Source organism: Salinarimonas rosea DSM 21201, assembly GCF_000429045.1.
In the GTDB taxonomy this organism is placed as follows: domain Bacteria; phylum Pseudomonadota; class Alphaproteobacteria; order Rhizobiales; family Beijerinckiaceae; genus Salinarimonas; species Salinarimonas rosea.
In genome coordinates this window covers 74,669-91,073 of the sequence record NZ_KE386843.1, presented here as the reverse complement: position 1 = coordinate 91,073, position 16,405 = coordinate 74,669, and the positions used below count along the sequence as shown (strand labels likewise).

The 16,405-nt window shown below is 72.5% G+C and carries 14 protein-coding genes, 1 tRNA gene and 1 pseudogene; 5 read left to right on the top strand and 11 right to left on the bottom strand.

What is annotated here, in order from left to right; all coding sequences use genetic code 11:
- From G407_RS31470 to G407_RS0124785, 4 genes and pseudogenes are all read right to left on the bottom strand, one after another.
- A partial coding sequence (locus G407_RS31470) for a sugar phosphate nucleotidyltransferase (RefSeq protein ID WP_156917723.1) occupies nt 1-101 on the bottom strand: 101 nt, incomplete at its 3' end.
- A 172-nt stretch (nt 102-273) separates the two neighbouring features.
- Nucleotides 274-501: pseudogene (locus tag G407_RS32935) on the bottom strand (cysteine peptidase family C39 domain-containing protein); the annotation flags it as partial.
- Between the two features lie 9 nt (nt 502-510).
- Nucleotides 511-1,260 (bottom strand): histidine utilization transcriptional repressor HutC, encoded by a 750-nt coding sequence (locus G407_RS0124790; protein ID WP_029032957.1) that lies wholly within the window; start codon nt 1,258-1,260, stop codon nt 511-513.
- 3 nt (nt 1,261-1,263) lie between these two features.
- Complete coding sequence (locus tag G407_RS0124785) at nt 1,264-2,628, bottom strand: formimidoylglutamate deiminase (RefSeq protein WP_029032956.1); 1,365 nt, start codon at nt 2,626-2,628, stop codon at nt 1,264-1,266.
- Nucleotides 2,629-2,958: 330 nt separating this feature from the next.
- On the opposite strand from G407_RS0124785, the gene G407_RS0124780 reads away from it, so the two are divergent.
- The 3 genes from G407_RS0124780 to G407_RS0124770 all read left to right on the top strand — a co-directional run bounded on the left by G407_RS0124780 (nt 2,959) and on the right by G407_RS0124770 (nt 6,541).
- Nucleotides 2,959-4,062, top strand: a complete 1,104-nt coding sequence (locus G407_RS0124780) for a TRAP transporter substrate-binding protein (RefSeq protein WP_029032955.1) — start codon at nt 2,959-2,961, stop codon at nt 4,060-4,062.
- Nucleotides 4,063-4,415: 353 nt separating this feature from the next.
- Complete coding sequence (locus G407_RS0124775) at nt 4,416-4,982, top strand: TRAP transporter small permease subunit (RefSeq protein ID WP_043540530.1); 567 nt, start codon at nt 4,416-4,418, stop codon at nt 4,980-4,982.
- Between the two features lie 23 nt (nt 4,983-5,005).
- A complete protein-coding gene (locus G407_RS0124770) occupies nt 5,006-6,541 on the top strand; it encodes a TRAP transporter large permease (protein ID WP_043540550.1) in 1,536 nt (511 codons plus the stop codon).
- Nucleotides 6,542-6,553: 12 nt separating this feature from the next.
- Here G407_RS0124770 and fcl read toward each other — a convergent pair whose 3' ends face one another.
- Both fcl and gmd read right to left on the bottom strand, forming a co-directional pair.
- Complete coding sequence (gene fcl / locus G407_RS0124765) at nt 6,554-7,504, bottom strand: GDP-L-fucose synthase (RefSeq protein WP_029032952.1); 951 nt, start codon at nt 7,502-7,504, stop codon at nt 6,554-6,556.
- Nucleotides 7,501-8,604: a GDP-mannose 4,6-dehydratase gene (gene gmd / locus G407_RS0124760; protein ID WP_029032958.1), complete on the bottom strand. Its 1,104-nt coding sequence runs from the start codon at nt 8,602-8,604 to the stop codon at nt 7,501-7,503. The genes fcl and gmd overlap by 4 nt, the downstream gene beginning before the upstream one ends.
- A 261-nt stretch (nt 8,605-8,865) precedes the next feature.
- Between gmd and G407_RS0124750 the strand changes: the two genes are divergently transcribed.
- Entirely contained in the window at nt 8,866-9,984 is a 1,119-nt protein-coding gene (locus tag G407_RS0124750) for an endonuclease/exonuclease/phosphatase family protein (RefSeq protein WP_052341876.1), read from the top strand.
- A gap of 114 nt (nt 9,985-10,098) precedes the next feature.
- Here the strand turns inward: G407_RS0124750 and G407_RS0124745 are convergent.
- From G407_RS0124745 to G407_RS0124735, 3 genes are all read right to left on the bottom strand, one after another.
- Nucleotides 10,099-10,172: transfer RNA gene (locus G407_RS0124745), tRNA-Gln, on the bottom strand.
- Nucleotides 10,173-10,313: 141 nt separating this feature from the next.
- Nucleotides 10,314-11,153, bottom strand: coding sequence for an aldo/keto reductase (locus G407_RS0124740; protein WP_029032950.1), 840 nt, complete (start codon nt 11,151-11,153; stop codon nt 10,314-10,316).
- Nucleotides 11,154-11,219: 66 nt separating this feature from the next.
- Nucleotides 11,220-11,615: a hypothetical protein gene (locus G407_RS0124735; RefSeq protein ID WP_029032949.1), complete on the bottom strand. Its 396-nt coding sequence runs from the start codon at nt 11,613-11,615 to the stop codon at nt 11,220-11,222.
- A gap of 302 nt (nt 11,616-11,917) precedes the next feature.
- Between G407_RS0124735 and G407_RS0124730 the strand changes: the two genes are divergently transcribed.
- Nucleotides 11,918-13,813 (top strand): AsmA family protein, encoded by a 1,896-nt coding sequence (locus G407_RS0124730; RefSeq protein ID WP_169728837.1) that lies wholly within the window; start codon nt 11,918-11,920, stop codon nt 13,811-13,813.
- A gap of 250 nt (nt 13,814-14,063) precedes the next feature.
- Here G407_RS0124730 and G407_RS30030 read toward each other — a convergent pair whose 3' ends face one another.
- A complete protein-coding gene (locus tag G407_RS30030; RefSeq protein ID WP_210163165.1) occupies nt 14,064-15,803 on the bottom strand; it encodes an ABC transporter permease in 1,740 nt (579 codons plus the stop codon).
- Nucleotides 15,803-16,405, bottom strand: a 603-nt coding sequence (locus G407_RS32425; RefSeq protein ID WP_210163164.1) for an extracellular solute-binding protein, incomplete at its 5' end; no start/stop codon positions are given. The genes G407_RS30030 and G407_RS32425, both read right to left, overlap by 1 nt.

Here is a 16,405-nt window from a genome sequence, read left to right as displayed (position 1 = left end):
CCGAGCAGCTGGATGAACTGCTTGGGCGCACCCGTGCGCGAGGCCGGCCACAGCCGCGTGCCGGCGCCGCCGGCCATGATCAGGGGGGTGATGCGTGTCATCGTCGACCTTCCGTGAGGCTCTTCGCCGCTCACTCACACGGAAGCGCGTACAGAGCAAGCGCGGCTTCGCGCGCTGGTGTCGCCTGCCAAGCTCATGCCCGAGGGCGCGCGCCACCCGTCTCGAAGCGTGCACCCGGCGCGAGGGCCAGGACGAGACCCGTGCCAGGACGAGACCCGTGAAGGAGCGGTCCATCTCCGCGCGGTGCACCACCCGCCGCTCGAGCACGGGGTCGAGCAGGACAGAGCCCGCGCGGGTGACCGTCTCCAGGACGACGAAATGGTTGAAGCGCCAGTCCAGGATGGCGGGCAGCGGTAGCGCCGTGACGTCGATCTCCCGCGGGTCGGGAGCCACATTCTTCCTATGCTCGCCCCCGAACGCGCGACGAGCGGCCCGGGGCATCCCTCGCGCTCAGCCGCCCTGCGCGCCGCTCGGCCCGAAGCGCGCCACTACCCGCTGGCGGGCGCCCAGGTGCCAGGTCCGCACCCGGGTGAGCGTGCGCCCCCCACGCCAGGTGCGGCGCTCGACCACGAGGAGCGCGGCGCCCTCGGGGACACCGAGCCGCGCGGCGAGGCGCGCGTCGGCGGCCTCGGCGGAGACGACGTTCTGCGCCTCGTGCCAGGGCACGCGCTGCAGCAGCCACGAGCCCGGCGGCTCGCGCGCGAAATCCGCCGCCTCCGCCTCGGGCACGGCGTCGAGCGGGATCAGGCGCTCCTCGTAGGCGATGGGCGCGCCGTCGGCGAAGTGGCGGGCGGCGAGTCGCAGCACGCGGGCGCCCGCGCCAAGCGAGAGGTCGACGCGCTCCGCCGCGGTCGCCCGCCCGACGACGCGCTCCATCAGCTCGAGCCGATACGCCTCGCCGCCGGCGCGCACCTGCGCGGCGATGTCGGGAATCTCGAGCGCCGCCGAGCGCAGCGGCGGGCGGCGCACGAAGCTGCCGGCGCGGCGCCGGCGCTCGATGAAGCCCGCCTCGACCAGCGCCGCGAGCGCGCCGTTCACCGTCATGCGTGCGCAGCCGTACTGCGCGGTGAGCTCCCGCTCCGTCGGCAGGCGATGCCCCGGCGGCCATTCGCCGGAGTGGATCCGCCGCTCGATGTCGGCGCGGATGCGTGCCTTGAGCGAGGCGGGGGCGGACGCCGCGGCGGACGAGGGCGCGTCCACGCGTCAGGCCAGGGCCGCGAGCCGGCCGACGCGCGCGGCGTAGCGCGCCGCGACCCGCGCGCGCGCGCGATGGCGCCCGTTCTCGACCACGCGCTCGCCCCCGACCAGGACGTCGCGCACCGCCGCGCGGCCAAGGCAGAACACCGCCGTGTCGAGGCTGCGGTCACCGACGGGCCCGCACAGGTCCGGATGGTCGAGGTCGAGCGTCACGACGTCCGCCCGCAGCCCCGGCGCCAGCGCGCCGACGGCCAAGCCGAGCGCCTGCGCCCCGCCGGCGAGCGCGCCTTCCCACAGCCGCCGCCCCGTCGAGCGGCCGGCCTCGCCGGCGAGCACGTTGCGCGCGCGCCGCGTCAGCCTCTGGCCGTACTCGAGCTGGCGCAGCTCGCCGAAAGCGGAGATCTCGACGTTCGAATCCGTGCCGACCCCGAAGCGGCCGCCCGCGCCGAGGACCTCGGCGGCAGGGAAGACGCCGTCGCCGAGATTGGCCTCGGTGATCGGGCAGAGCCCCGCCACCGCCCCCGACGCCGCGAGCCGCGCCTGCTCGGAGGCGTCGAGATGGGTCGCGTGGATCAGGCACCAGCGCGCGTCGACCGGCGCGTTGTCGAGGAGCCAGGCGACCGGGCGCGCGCCCGACCAGGCGAGGCAGTCCTCGACCTCCTTCACCTGCTCGGCGACATGGATGTGGACCGGCCCTTCCGGATTGGCGGCGAGCAGCGCCCCCAGGCTCTCGGGCGTCGTCGCCCGCAGGGAATGCGGCGCGATGCCCAGGCGCGCATTCGGCAGGGCCGCGAGCGCGGGGCGCACGCCCTCGACGATGCGCATCAGCCCCTCGACGTCGTCGACGAAGCGGCGCTGGCCGTGCTCCGGCGGCGCGGCGCCGAATCCGCCCTGCGCGTAGTGCACCGGCAGGAGCGTGAGGCCGATCCCGACCTCGCCGGCGGCGGCGACGATGCGCTGCGCCAGCTCGGCGCGCTCGGCGTAGGCGCGCCCCTGCGGATCGTGGTGCAGATAGTGGAACTCGGCCACCGCCGTGAAGCCGCTCTCCAGCATCTCGAGGAAGGCGTAGGCCGCGATCGCCTCGATGTCGTCGGGGTCGAGGCTGCCCAGGAAGGCGTACATCACCCGGCGCCAGGTCCAGAAGCTGTCGTCCGTCGGCCCGCGGGTCTCGGAGAGGCCGGCCATCGCACGCTGGAACGTGTGCGAATGCAGGTTCGGCATCCCCGGCAGCGCCACGCCCGGCACCCGCTCGCGCCCACGCGTCTCGGCGCCGGGCACCACCGCGCGAATCGTCCCGCCCTCGACGTCGACGCCGACGTCGCGGGCCCAGCCGTCGGGCGTGAGGGCGTAGTCGAAGACGAGCGCACGCATGGGTCGGTCCTCTCTCCGGTTCTTTCCCGGGTCCTCGCGTCCGTTCGCCGCCGGCCGCTGGACAGCCGCGAACGGCGCTGCTTATGTATAGACATTAGGGGCCGCCGGGTCGAGCGTGCCGCCGAGACCGGCCGGGATCGGCCGCGAACCGTGCAGGCGCGACACCCACCGCCGCAGGAGCGCGCACGATGCCGCAGGATCGCCCTCGCCTCCTCCCCGCGCCACGCCTCACCGCCATCGATCGCGCGCCCCGCGCGACGGGAAGACTGCCGGCACACGGCAGCGGAACGACCACGCCCACCAGCCGACGATAGAATGGGAGACGGGACGATGAAGAGACGCGATTTCCTCAAGAGCGCCGGCCTCGCGGCCGCCGCGGGCACGGCCGCAACGGGCCTCGCCGCGCCGGCGATCGCGCAGGGCGTGCGCCAGTGGACCATGGTCACCGCCTGGCCGAAGAACCTTCCCGGGCCCGGCGTCGCCGCCCAGATGCTGGCGGACCGCATCCAGGCGCTCTCGGGCGGGCGCATCGAGGTGCGGCTCTACGCGGCCGGCGAGCTCGTGCCGGGCCGCGGCGTCTTCGACGCGGTCTCCGAGGGCACGGCGCAGCTCTACCACGCGGTTCCGGCCTATTGGGGCGCGAAGTCCCGCGGCATCGAGCTGTTCGGGTCGCAGCCCTTCGGCCTCACGGCGGACGAGCAGATCGGCTGGATGGTGCATGGCGGCGGCCAGGCGCTCTACGACGAGATGTACGCCCGCTTCGGCCTCAAGCCTTTCCTGTGCGGCAATTCCGGGCCGCAGTTCGCGGGCTGGTTCCGCACCGAGATCAACTCCATCGACGACCTCAAGGGCCTGCGCTACCGCACCACGGGGCTCGCCTCGGCGATGGCCTCGCGCATCGGCATGGCGGTGCAGGCGATGAGCGGGCCGGAGATGTTCCAGGCGCTCCAGGCCGGCACGCTCGACGCCGGCGAGTTCATCGGCCCGTGGTCCGACTCGGCGCTGGGCATGTACCAGGTCGCCAAGAACTACTACTGGCCCGGCGTCGGCGAGCCCTCCTCGGCGGAGGAATGCGGCATCAACGCCGCCGCCTACGAGGAGCTGCCGGACGACCTCAGGCAGGCCGTCGCCTACGCCTGCGAGTCGCTCTACAACCCGGTGCTCACCGAGTACACGACCAAGCACGCGATGGCCCTGAAGGAGCTCGTCGAGACCAAGGACGTCGTCGTGCGGCAGCTGCCGCAGGACGTGATGGTCGCGATGGGCAACGCCGCCGGCGAGGTGATCTCGGAGCTGCGCGAGGACGACGACGAGCTCGTGCGCCGCATCGTCGAGAGCTATCTCGCCTACCGGAACCTGGTGGCGGAGTACAAGACCTACTCCGACAACGGCCAGATGAACGCCCGCGCGCTCGACTACAGCTACCCGAGCTGACCGGCCGGGCATGCACGCCGCCTACCCGCACCGTGCGGGAGGCGGCGTGCACCTCTCCCCGTCTCGAGTGCAGGGCGATCGCAGATGATTGAAAATCGGCTCGGCGTGGACGCGAGCGGGCGCCGAACGTTCTCCTTCCCTGTAGGGGAAGGTGGCTCGGCGAAGCCGAGACGGATGGGGCGCGCGGAACGCGCGCTCGGCGAAGCCGAAAATGTGCAGGGCTGGACGGCGCAGAATTGGACGATGCAGTGGAGCCCGATTTCCGCTTCGCGGAACACGCCGTCGGCGTGCCCCATCCGTCCCGCCGCTTCGCGTCGGGCCACCTTCCCCTACAGGGAAGGAGAACGCGCGCGATGAGCCCCGCCCCGCCGCGCCGCTCTCGTCTCGCCGCGATCGTCGCCGGCCTCGAGCGCGTCAACGCCGCGCTGGGGCGCGCGGTCGGCGTGCTCGTGCTGGCGATGGTGCTCCTGCAGTTCACCGTCGTCCTGCTGCGCTACCTCTTCGGCTTCAGCCACATGATGCTGCAGGAGGGCGTGCTCTACATGCACGCGTTCCTGTTCATGCTCGCGGCGGGCTACACGCTCCTGATCGACGGCCACGTGCGGGTCGACGTGCTCTACGGACGGCTGGGGCCGCGCGGCAAGGCGTGGATCGACCTCGTCGGCGGCCTCGTCCTGCTGATGCCCCCGCTCGTGGTGCTGGCGTACTATTCCTGGCCGAGCGTGCGCAATTCGTGGTCCGTGCTCGAGGGCGCGATCTCGGTGGGCGGCATCCCCGCCTCCTTCCTGCTGAAGACGCTGGTACCCGCCTTCTGCCTCGTCGTCGGCCTCCAGGGCGTCGCGATGATCCTGCGCGCCGGCCATCTCGCGCTCACCGGCACGCCCCTGCCCGAGCGCACCGCCGCCGGAGCGCTCCGGTGATCGCCGAGAACCTCGACCTCGTCATGTTCGCCGCCCTGTGCGGCGCGATCCTGATCGGCTTTCCCGTCGCCTTCACGCTGGCGGGCGTCGCGATCCTGTTCGCCTATCTCGGCTGGGCGCTCGGCGCCTTCGACCTCGGCCTGCTGCGGGCGCTCGCGCAGCGCATCTTCGGCATCATCACCAACCAGACGCTGATCGCCATCCCGCTCTTCGTGGCGATGGGCGTGATCCTGGAGAAGTCGAAGCTCGCCGAGGACCTGCTCGTCGAGATGGGCCGGCTCTTCGGCGGCCTGCGCGGCGGGCTCGGGGTCTCGGTGATGACCGTGGGCGCGCTGCTCGCCGCCTCCACCGGCATCGTGGGGGCGACCGTCGTCGCCATGGCGATGATCGCGCTGCCGGCGATGCTCGCCAACGGCTACGACCGCGCCTTCTCGGCGGGCACCGTGTGCACCGCCGGCACGCTCGGCCAGATCATCCCGCCCTCGACGATGCTGATCATCCTCTCGGAGGTGATGTCGTCCGCCTACCAGCAGGCGCAGTTCCGGGAGGGGAAGTTCTCTGTGGAGACGATCAGTGTCGGCGAGACCTTCGCCGCCGCGCTCCTGCCGGGACTGATGCTGTTCGTGCTCTACGTCGTCTTCATCCTGGTGCGCGCGCTGCTCCAGCCGCGGATCGCGCCGGCCATGCCGCGCGCCGCCGACGCGCCCTTCGACCTCGTGCGCTTCGCCACCGTGCTCGTGATGCCGATCGCGCTGATCGTCGCCGTCCTCGGCTCGATCCTCGGCGGCGTCGCGACACCGACCGAGGCCGCGGCCGTCGGCGCGGTCGGCGCGCTGCTGCTCGCGGCGATCCGCCTCTCGAAGCCGAGCGAGCGCGCGCCCTACCACGCGGCCATCGCCGCGATCGTCGCCATCGTGGTGCTGGCCTCGGCGACGACGATCCGCCCCCAGCGCTCGGACGCGACGGCGCTCGATCTCGCGCTCGCGGCGCTGGCCGCGCTCCTGTGCCTCGTCGCACTGTGGGGCGTGGTCTCCGCCGTGCGCCGCCTCGCCCGCGCCGGCGTGACCCGCGACATCGCCATGGGCGCCACCTCCGTCACGGCGATGATCTTCGCCACCCTGATCGGCGCGACGATCTTCACCCTCGTCTTCCGCGGCCTCGGGGGCGACCTGCGCGTCGAGGGCCTGCTCGAGGCGATGCCCGGCGGCCCGACCGCCGCGCTCCTGTTCACGATGGGCGTGATCTTCCTGCTCGGCTTCTTCCTCGACTTCGTCGAGATCTCGGTGATCATCCTGCCGATCGTGGCGCCGGCGCTGCTCTTGATGGGCTTCGACCCGATCTGGCTCTCGGTCCTGATCGCGATCAACCTGCAGACCTCGTTCCTCACCCCGCCCTTCGGCTTCTCGCTGTTCTACCTGCGCGGCGCCGCGCCGCCGGAGATCACGACGGGCGACATCTACCGGGGGGTCGCGCCCTACATCGGCCTCCAGGCGCTCGGCGTCGCCCTCGTCTGGCTGTTCCCGCAGATCGCGACGGCGCTGCCGGATCTGCTGTTCTGAGGGCGCCGCCGCTCAGGCGCGCAGCGAGCCGCCCTCGTGCGCGAGGAACCAGTCGTAGTAGCCCCGCAGCCCCTCCTCGAGGCCGATGCGCGGGCGCCAGCCGAGCGCGTTGATCCGTGCCGTGTCGAGCAGCTTGCGCGGCGTGCCGTCCGGCTTCGAGCGGTCGAACACGATCTCGCCCTCGAACCCGACGACCCGCTTGATCATGCCCGCGACCTCCGCGATCGTCAGGTCCTCGCCCCAGCCGACGTTGAGCGGCTCGGCTCCGCTGTAGTGGCGCAGCAGGTAGAGGCAGGCGTCGGCGAGATCGTCGACGTGCAGGAACTCCCGCCGCGGCGTGCCCGACCCCCACACCTCGAAGGACTGCGCCCCGCGGACCTTCGCCTCGTGCGCCTTGCGCAGGAGCGCGGGGAGGACGTGCGAGGTCGTGAGGTCGAAGTTGTCGTTGGGCCCGTAGAGGTTCGTCGGCTGGCAGGCGATGTAGTCGCGCCCGTGCTGGCGGCGATAGGCCTGGCAGAGCTTGAGCCCGGCGATCTTGGCGATCGCGTACCACTCGTTCGTCGCCTCGAGCGGCCCCGTGAGCAGCGCGTCCTCCGAGATCGGCTGCGGCGCGAGCCGCGGGTAGATGCACGACGAGCCGAGGAAGAGCAGCCGCTCGACGTCGTTGGCGTGGGCCGCCTCGACGACGTTCGAGGCGATCATCAGGTTTTCGTACAGGAAGTCCGCGGGATAGGTGTCGTTGGCGTGGATGCCGCCCACCTTGGCCGCGGCGACCACGACGACGTCGGGCCGCTCCCGCGCGACGAAGGACCGGACCTGCCCCTGGTCGCGCAGGTCGACGACCTCGCGGCCGGCGACGAGAGCGTCGTGCCCGTCGGCCGCGAGGCGCCGGACGATGGCCGAGCCGACCATGCCGCGATGGCCCGTGACCCAGATGCGCTTGTTCTCCAGCGAATGGCTCATGCGCCTCGCCCCGCCCGCTCGTCGCGGCCCGTCGTCCCGCCCCGCGAGGAAAGGCTCGCCTCGAGGAGGGCGACGTCCGCGTCCACCATCTCGTCCACCAGCTGCCCGAAGCCGATCCGGTGCTCCCAGCCCAGCTTGGCCTTGGCCTTCGCCGGGTTCCCGAGGAGGAGATCGACCTCCGTGGGCCGGAAGTAGCGCGGATCGATGCTCACGAGCACCCGGCCCGTGGCGGCGTCGCGCCCCTCCTCGGCGACGCCCGTCCCCTCCCAGGCGATGGCGATGCCGACACGGGCGAAGGCGCGCTCGACGAAGGCGCGCACCGTGTTGGTCTCGCCCGTGGCGAGGACGTAGTCGTCCGGCTCGGCCTGCTGGAGGATGCGCCACATCCCCTCGACGTACTCGCGCGCATGGCCCCAGTCGCGCCGGGCGTCGAGGTTGCCGATGAAGAGCCGGTCCTGCACGCCGAGCGCGATCGCGGCCACGGCGCGGGAGATCTTGCGCGTGACGAAGGTCTCGCCGCGCAGCGGGCTCTCGTGGTTGAACAGGATGCCGTTCGAGGCGTGCATGCCGTAGGCCTCACGGTAGTTCACCGTGATCCAGTAGGCGTAGATCTTCGCCGCCGCGTAGGGCGAGCGTGGGTAGAACGGCGTCGTCTCGTCCTGCGGCACCGCCTGCACCTTGCCGTAGAGCTCCGACGTCGAGGCCTGGTAGAAGCGCGTGGTCTTCTCCAGGCCGAGGATGCGGATCGCCTCGAGCAGGCGCAGCGTCCCGAGCGCGTCCGAGTTCGCGGTGTATTCCGGCGTCTCGAAGCTCACCTGCACGTGGCTCTGCGCCGCGAGATTGTAGATCTCCGTCGGCCGGACCTCGGCGATGACGCGGATGAGGTTCGTGGCGTCGGTCAGGTCGCCGTAGTGGAGGAAGAAGCGCGAGTCGGGCTCGTGCGGGTCCTTGTAGAGGTGGTCGATCCGGCCCGTGTTGAACGAGGAGGACCGTCGCTTGACGCCGTGGACCCTGTAGCCCTTGTCGAGGAGCAGCTCGGCGAGGTACGCCCCGTCCTGCCCCGTGATGCCCGTGATCAGGGCGACCTTGCTCATCTGCATCTCCGTCGGCGTCGCCGCCGCACCGCGGCCGGCGGCGCACCCGTCCAGCGTGAGGTTCCGCTGCGTACGGCGCTCGGCACGCGTGCCGAGCGCTCGCCGCCGCGCGGCCCGACTTTGGCACGCCAATGCTGAACGGAAGGTCGACGACATCGCCGACGCGCGGGCTCGAGACGTGCGGGGCACCCGAGGCCGCCGCGCCCGTCCCACGGAACCACCGCCCGTGCGCGATCTTTCGCGACGGGGGACCGCAGGAGACCTATCATGCCCGAGCCCGCATCATCCCCTCGCGCCGGACGGCGCGGGATCGTCGCGACCTGGATCGTGCTGCCGCTCCTCCTGCTCGCGGCGGGCGCGTCGCTGCTGCCGTTGGTGGAGACGAACGCGTGGTGGATCCGATCGCTGGACTTCGCCCGCGTGCAGCTCCTGATCGCGCTCGCGATCCTCGTCCTGCTCTATCCCGTCGTCGCGCCGCGCCGCGGCGCGGTCGTCTGGGCGGGCGTCGTGCTCGGCCTCGCAGGCGCCGGCTACCACCTCTACCGTCTCCATCCCTACGCCTCGTTCATGGACGAGGCGATGATCGCGGGGACGTGCACGCCGGACAGGCGGCTGCGGATCATGATCGCGAACGTCCAGGAGAGCCACGAGGAGCCGGGTCCGTTCCTCGATCTCGTCGCGGACACGGCACCGGACGTGCTCCTCGTCATGGAGACGGACGCCTTCTGGGACGACGCCCTGCAGCCCCTCGACATGCGCTTCCCGCATCGTGTGCAGTCGATTCCCGAGGATGCCGCCTTCGGGATGCACGCCTTCTCGCACCGGCCGTTCGTCGAGCCGCGCTTCGTCGACCTGTTCGGCTCGGGCACCCCGACGCTCACGACCGGGCTCGCTCTCGCGAGCGGCGAGACGGTCCAGTTCTACGGAATGCACCCGCGCCCGCCGCTCGCGTGGTCCCAGCCGACGACCATGCGCGACGCGCACCTCCTCTCGGTCGCGCTCGAGGTCCACGACGGCGAAGCGCCGGCGATCCTTGCCGGAGACTTCAACGCGGTGCCGTGGGAGCGCACGATGCGTCGTGCGCTGCGCATCGGCGGCCTGCTCGACCCGCGGGTGGGGCGCGGCTGGCGACCCACGTTCATGACCGGCAGCCTGCTCGTCAGCTGGCCGCTCGACCAGGTCCTGGCGCAGGACGGGTTCACGCTCGCCGAACTGGAGGTGCTGCCGGATTTCGGGTCGGACCACTACCCCGTGCTGGCCGATCTCTGCCGCGATCCCGGCGCCGGCGCCCGCCAGGCCGCTCCGGCGCTGGAGCAGGGCGATCTCGAGGAAGCCCGCACGGCGATCGAGGCGGCTCGGGCGCTCCGAGGAGAGAGCGGCTCCTGACCCCGGCGGCGGTCGGTCCGCTCTCGAGCGAGTCGTGCCGGGAGCCGAACGCGTCCTCGCGGACCGAACGCATCGACCGGGACAAAGCTGGACGTGGAGAGCTGGCAGGAGAAGTGGCTGGGGGACCTGGATTCGAACCAGGACTAGCGGAGTCAGAGTCCGCGGTTCTACCGTTAAACTATCCCCCAGCAGGGATGGCGTCGCCGCCTCCGCCGTGGCAACGCGCGGGCCGCAGCCCGGTTCCGATCGGCGAATGGCGGCTAGATAGCGGGGGTGCCGGCGCTTGTCCAGCCCCTTTCGACGTTCCGCGCACGCCGCGCGCCCCTCGGTCAGATCATCGCGAGCGGCGTGCGCCTGCGCGGCGGCGGGAAGAGCCGGTCGAGCGTCGCGCGATCCGCGTCGTCGAAGGCGAGGTCGAGCGCCGCGCGGTTGTCGCGCAGGTGCGCCTCGCCCACGGCCTTCGGGATCGCGATCGTGCCCGGGCGCGACAGCACGAAGGCGAGCGCGACCCGGTGCGGGCTCGCGCCGTGCTTCTCCGCGATGCCCGCCAGCGCGCGCTCCGGCAGGCTCCCCTGCCCCACCGGGCTGTAGGCCATCATCGGCACGCCGCGCGCCCGGAGGGCCGGCAGGAGGTCGTATTCGGGCCCGCGCTCCGTCACGTTGTAGAGCACCTGGTTCGTCGCGCAGGCCTCGCCGCCGGGCAGGCCCCAGAGCTCCTCCATGTCCTCCGTGTCGAAGTTGCTCACGCCGAAGCGCGCGATCCGCCCCTCCTCGAGCAGATCGCGGAATCCCGCGAGCGTCTCGGAGAGCGGGACGTCGCCGCGCCAGTGCAGCAGGTAGAGGTCGAGCCGCTCGACCCCGAGCCGCGCGAGGGAGCGTGCGCAGGCCGCGCGCACCCCCTCGCGATCGGCGTTGTGCGGGTAGACCTTGGAGACGAGGAACACCGCGTCGCGCCGCCCGTCGATCGCCTCGCCGACGACCTCCTCGGCGCCGCCGGAGCCGTACATCTCGGCGGTGTCGACGAGCGTCATGCCCAGGTCCAGGCCGAGCCTCAGCGCGCGGACCTCGTCGGCGCGCCGCGAGCGATCCTCGCCCATGCGCCACGTCCCCTGCCCAAGGGCGGGGACGGGCGTGCCGTCGGGCAGGGTGACGGTCCTGATCGCGGGCATCGGCGGCTCCTCTCGCGCGTGCGTGGGGGACGCCGACGGAGCCGCGGCGCGGACCGCCGGCGCGGGTCAGTCGGCGTTGATCACCGAGACGACGCGGAACGTGTGCATCTCGTCCATGTCGTCCTTGATCGAGACGTACTCCCCGATCTGCAGGACGTGGTCGCCGAGACGGAAGGCGGCCTCGTCGTCGTCCTCGCGATCCGGGTCGTAGTCGAAGATCCAGGTGTGGCCGCCCTTGCCGCCGGCGCGGTGGACGAGATGGCCGACCTGGTCCTCCTCGCCGCTCCAGAACCGGCGCACGCGGCAGACGTCCCGGCGCGACCGCCAGGCATCCGGGTCGATGCGCCCGTCGGCGTCGAGCGGGGCGACGATGTCGTAGCCGTGTCGCGCGGATCCGTTGGGATGATCGTGGCTGCGGGCGAGGTGGAGGGTGATTCGCTTGAAGTTGTGGGGGAGACTCATGACGCTGCTTCCCGTCTGTCGGTCGGATGGGACGCACAGACGAGCACGCGCGTGCACGCGCCGCCTTGATCCGGCGCAAACGAGCGAGCGCCACGCGACGTTCCCTCCGCCGGGCGGACCATCGGGCGCTCTGCCGTACGATCGCCGCGTTTTCGGGCGAGCAAGTCGCACGCGGGGCTTTCGGAACACGGCCTCGACTGGTTAAGAAAGCGTGGCGCGCCCGTCGCGCGATCGTTCACGGGCTCCTCTCCGCCGAGAGGGCCCCATCGCCACGAGCACCCGCCTGCGAGACCCGGTTCGGCATGCGCCACACACCTCCCATGCGCGAGAGACTGTCCCTGAAGGCGCGGGCGATCGTCTGCGTCGTCGGGGTCCTCGTCCTCGCCGGGTTCGTCCTGGCGGTCGCACCGTGGACGGTCTCCTCCGATGCGCTGCGCGCGGCCGTCGAGCACCAGCTGGAGCGTGAGCTCGGCCTCTCCCTGCCGGTCGCCGGCCGCACGACGGTCGCGTTCCTGCCCTCGCCGCGGGTGAAGTTCGAGGACGTCCGGCTCGCCGACGCCGCCGGCACGCCGCTGATCGAAGGCGGCGCGCTCCGGGGCCGGCTCGCCTGGGGCCCGCTCGTCCTCGGCCGCATCCGGCTGACCGAGGTCTCCCTCGCCCAGTCGCGGATCGTCGTGCCGATGGATTCGGAGGGCCGCTCGCCCTGGGACGGCGCGCTCGCCCGGCTGTCGGCGCGGCTCGGCGACGCCGGAGGCTCCCTCGTCGACGCGATCGGCCTCGTCGACGCGACGATCGTCTACACCGACGCCGGCGCGAGCCGCCGCGAGGTGATCCGCGATGCCGACCTCACGCTCTCCTGGCCGAACGGTCGAGGTCCCGTCTCGCTTTCCGGCTCGGCCGCGGTGCGCGGCGAGGCGATCTCGATCGCGCTCTCGCAGCTCGACCCGTCCGCGCTCGTCGCAGGCAAGCGCAGCCCGATCGACGTGCACCTGTCCGGTCGCCTCGGCCGCCTCGCCATCGCGGGCAGCGTCGCCACCGGCCGCGACAGCCCCTGGCTGACGGGCACCGTCTCCTTCGAGAGCCGCGCCGCCCGCGAGGTCCTGGCCTGGACCGGCGCGCGGCTGCCGCTCGGTCCCCTCGTCGGGCCGCTCTCGCTGGAGGGCGAGGCGAACGGCGTGGGGCGCACGCTCTCCTTCTCCGCGCTCAGGCTCGGGCTCGGCGGCGCGCCGCTCGAGGGCGCGATCACCGCCCGCCTCGCGGAGGGTCGCCTCGGCATCAGCGGCACCCTCGCGGCCACGACCCTCGACCTCACCCGCTTCGCCGCGCCCGTCCTCGAGGCGAGCGATCCGGCTTCGCCCCTGCGCCGGGTGCCGCTGACGCTCTCGCAGCACACGGCCGCCGACCTCGACCTGCGCCTCTCGGCGAGCGAGGCGCGAATCGGAGCGGTGCGCCTCGCCGAGGTGGCGATGAGCGTGCTGGTCAATGCGGGGCGCATCGAGACCACGGTCTCCCGCGCCGGCCTCGCCGGCGGCGAGATCCGCGGGCGCTTCGCCCTCGCGGACGCGCCGACGGGCGTCGAGATGCGGCTGGAAGCCGAAGGGACGCGCGTCGATCTCGGCGCGCTCGGGCGCGCGCTCGGCTCGGCCTGGATCGCCGGCTCGGCGACGAGCGAGATCGCGCTGATCGGCACCGGCGTCGACGCGGACGCGCTGCTGGGCGCGCTCCAGGGCGCCATCGTGGTGGAGGTCGGCGCGGGCGAGTTCGCGGGCGTCGATCTCGCGGAGGCGCTGAGACGCTTCGAGCGCCAGCCGCTCACCGCCACGCGCACCCTGCGCAGCGGGCGCACGCCCTTCTCGAGCGCCATCGCGCGCCTCGAGGTGGAGGACGGCGTCGGCCGCATCGTCGATGCCGGCTTCGAGAGCCCGCAGCTCGCCGGCATGCTGGAGGGCACCGTCTCGCTCGCCGCGCGGCGCATCGACGCCAAGGCCGCGGTCGAGAGCGTCACGCCGGTGGGCGACGACAACCTGATCTCCGCCCTCACCTTCGCCTTCCGCGGCCCGCTGACGGACGTCGCGCTGGTGCCGGACGCCAAGGCGCTGATCCAGCGTTCGGGGGCCGCGCGGCTCCTGCTCGGTGCTCCGGAGCCCCCGACGCCGGACCCTGCGATCCCCGCCTTCGCCCCGGCGGCGCAGCAGTAGAGGCCGGGCGCGGATCCGTCCTCGACAGGGACCCTCGCATGCGGCCACCCGCTCCCCGCCTCCTCGGCGCGGGAACGGCGAGCGGAGCGAGCCCGGGCGGGGTGCCGTGGCGCCGGAGTGTGCGGTTCCGGCTTCGCCGAATACGCCTCACGGCGCATCCCCCGGCTTCATCTCCTTCCGCGACGACCCACCTCCCCCGATCCGGAGGAGCCTGGGCCGCGTCACGGACCGTTCGTCGCCGGAGGTCGGCTCACCGCGCGCTCTCGCCCCGCGCCATCACGCGCATGAGCAGCAGCACCGGCAGGATGCCCACGGCGACGATCGCGAGCGCACCCGTCGCCGCCTGGGCGAGGCGCTCGTCGGAGGCGAGCTGGTAGACGCGCACCGCCAGCGTGTCGAAGTTGAAGGGCCGCACGATCAGCGTCGCGGGCAGCTCCTTGAGCACGTCGACGAAGACGATCAGCGCCGCGGTGACGAGCGAGCCGCGCAGGAGCGGGCCGTGCACGCGCGCGACGACGCCGCCGGGCGTCTCGCCCAGCATTCGCGCGGCGTCGTCCATCGTCCTGGAGATCTTGAGGAAACCCGATTCGACCGAGCCGTAGGCGATGGCCAGGAAGCGTACCAGGTAGGCGAACAGCACGGCCACCACCGTCCCCGACAGGATCAGCCCCGTCGAGATGCCGAACGTCTCCCGGAAGAAGCCGTCGACCGCGTTGTCGAAGGCGCCGAGCGGCGCCAGCACGCCCACGGCGACCACCGTCCCCGGCACCGCGTAGCCGATGGTGGAGACCCGCACCAGCGCCCGCAGGGATCTGGCCTGCGACAGGCGCGTGGCGTAGGCGAGCAGGATCGCCACGCCGACGAGCAGCACCGCCGCCATGGCGGCGAGCGTCAGCGAGTTCGCCGCGTAGCGCCAGAACCGCTCGCTCATGAACGGGTCGCCGCCGATCAGGTGGAGCCGCACCAGGATGAGCACCGGGGCGACGAAGCCCGCGATCACCGGCAGCGCACAGGCGACGACGGCGAGCGCCGCGCGCCAGCCGCGCAGGCGGAAGGCCGGCGCCTTGCGTGCGCCGCGGCCTACCTGCGTGTAGCGCTGCGCGCCCCGCGCGTGCAGCTCGAGCGCGATCAGCACGAGCACGAAGACGAGGAGCCCCGTCGCCAGCTGCGCCGCCGCGGTCTGGTCGCCCATGCCGAACCAGGTGCGGTAGATCGCCGTCGTGAAGGTGCGCACGCCGTAATACTGCATCGTGCCGAAGTCGGCGAGCGCCTCCATCAGCGCGAGCGCGACGCCCGCGGCGATCGCCGGCCGCGCCAGCGGCAGGGCGACGCGGAAGAAGGCGCTCCACGGCCCGTGGCCGAGGGCGCGGGAGGCGTCGAAGGCGTTCGCCGTCTGCTCCAGGAAGGCGGCGCGGGCGAGCAGGTAGACATACGGGTAGAGCACGAAGGTGAGCATCGCGCTCACCCCCCAGACATTGTAGACGTTCGGAAACCAGTAATCGCGTGGCGTGGCCCAGCCGAAGAGCTCCCGCAGGCTCGTCTGGAGCGGGCCCGCATAGGCCAGGAAGTCGGCATAGGCGTAGCCGATGATGTAGCCCGGGATGGCGAGCGGCAGCAGCAGCAGCCACACGAAGGCGCGCGAGAAGGGGAAGCGGCACTGGGTCACGAGCCAGGCGCTCACGACGCCGATCGACACCGTGCCGAGCCCGACGACGAGCACCAGGATGCCGGTATTCGTCAGGAGGTCCGGCAGGATCGTGGAGGCGAGGTGCGCCATTACGTCCGTGCGCGGGGAGAGCAGGCTCGACGCGACGGACAGGATCGGCAGCAGGACGAGCGCGGCGACGAGCGCGGTCGCGGCCACGAGGGCGCGCGGGGCGCGCGAACGGGTTCGCCCCCGCCGCATCCCGGCGAGGGCGAAACCTTCCTTCACGATGCCCGTGGCGGCGGCCGAGGTCGCCCCCGCCGCCGCCGGCTCGGTCCGACGCATCACTTCCAGCCGGCCCGATCCATGATCATGAGCGCCTCGGCGTTGTTCTGGGCGAAGGTCTCGGCCGAGAGGTCGTCCTCCTGGAACTCGCCCAGCGTCTGGATCCATTCGGGGGCGGCCACGCCCTCGACGACCGGGTACTCGCTGTTGCCCTCGGCGAAGTAGCGCTGCGCCGAGTCCGAGGCGAGGTACTCGAGGAAGAGCTTGGCCGCCTCGGGGTTCGGGGCGTTCGCCGCGACGCCGCCGCCGGAGATGTTGACGTGGGTGCCGCGGCCGTCCTGGTTCGGGAAGACGACGCAGATCTCTTCGGCCACCGCACGATCCTCGGGGTTCTCCGAGCGGATCAGGTTGCCGAGGTAGTAGGTGTTGGAGATCGCGATGTCGCCCTCGCCCGCCGCCACGGCGCGGATCTGGTCGGTGTCGCCGCCGCGGGGCTCGCGGGCGAAGTTCTCGGAGAGCCCGCGGGCCCACGCCTCGGTCGCCTCCTCGCCGAGCGCGGCGAGAACCGAGCCGGTCAGCGACTGGCTGTAGATGTTCGTCGAGGAGCGGCTGAGCACGCGGCCCTCCCACTCGTCGTCCGCCAGCGCCTCGTAGGTCTGCGG

Bases quoted from the DNA above. Each gene is read 5' to 3' on its own strand.
- G407_RS0124740 (WP_029032950.1), bottom strand. From the start codon at position 11,153: ATGCCCGCGATCAGGACCGTCACCCTGCCCGACGGCACGCCCGTCCCC.
- G407_RS0124735 (WP_029032949.1), bottom strand. From the start codon at position 11,615: ATGAGTCTCCCCCACAACTTCAAGCGAATCACCCTCCACCTCGCCCGC.
- G407_RS0124730 (WP_169728837.1), top strand. From the start codon at position 11,918: ATGCGCCACACACCTCCCATGCGCGAGAGACTGTCCCTGAAGGCGCGG.
- G407_RS0124775 (WP_043540530.1), top strand. From the start codon at position 4,416: ATGAGCCCCGCCCCGCCGCGCCGCTCTCGTCTCGCCGCGATCGTCGCC.
- G407_RS0124780 (WP_029032955.1), top strand. From the start codon at position 2,959: ATGAAGAGACGCGATTTCCTCAAGAGCGCCGGCCTCGCGGCCGCCGCG.
- G407_RS0124750 (WP_052341876.1), top strand. From the start codon at position 8,866: ATGCCCGAGCCCGCATCATCCCCTCGCGCCGGACGGCGCGGGATCGTC.
- G407_RS30030 (WP_210163165.1), bottom strand. From the start codon at position 15,803: ATGCGTCGGACCGAGCCGGCGGCGGCGGGGGCGACCTCGGCCGCCGCC.
- G407_RS0124785 (WP_029032956.1), bottom strand. From the start codon at position 2,628: ATGCGTGCGCTCGTCTTCGACTACGCCCTCACGCCCGACGGCTGGGCC.
- G407_RS0124770 (WP_043540550.1), top strand. From the start codon at position 5,006: ATGTTCGCCGCCCTGTGCGGCGCGATCCTGATCGGCTTTCCCGTCGCC.
- gmd (WP_029032958.1), bottom strand. From the start codon at position 8,604: ATGCAGATGAGCAAGGTCGCCCTGATCACGGGCATCACGGGGCAGGAC.
- fcl (WP_029032952.1), bottom strand. From the start codon at position 7,504: ATGAGCCATTCGCTGGAGAACAAGCGCATCTGGGTCACGGGCCATCGC.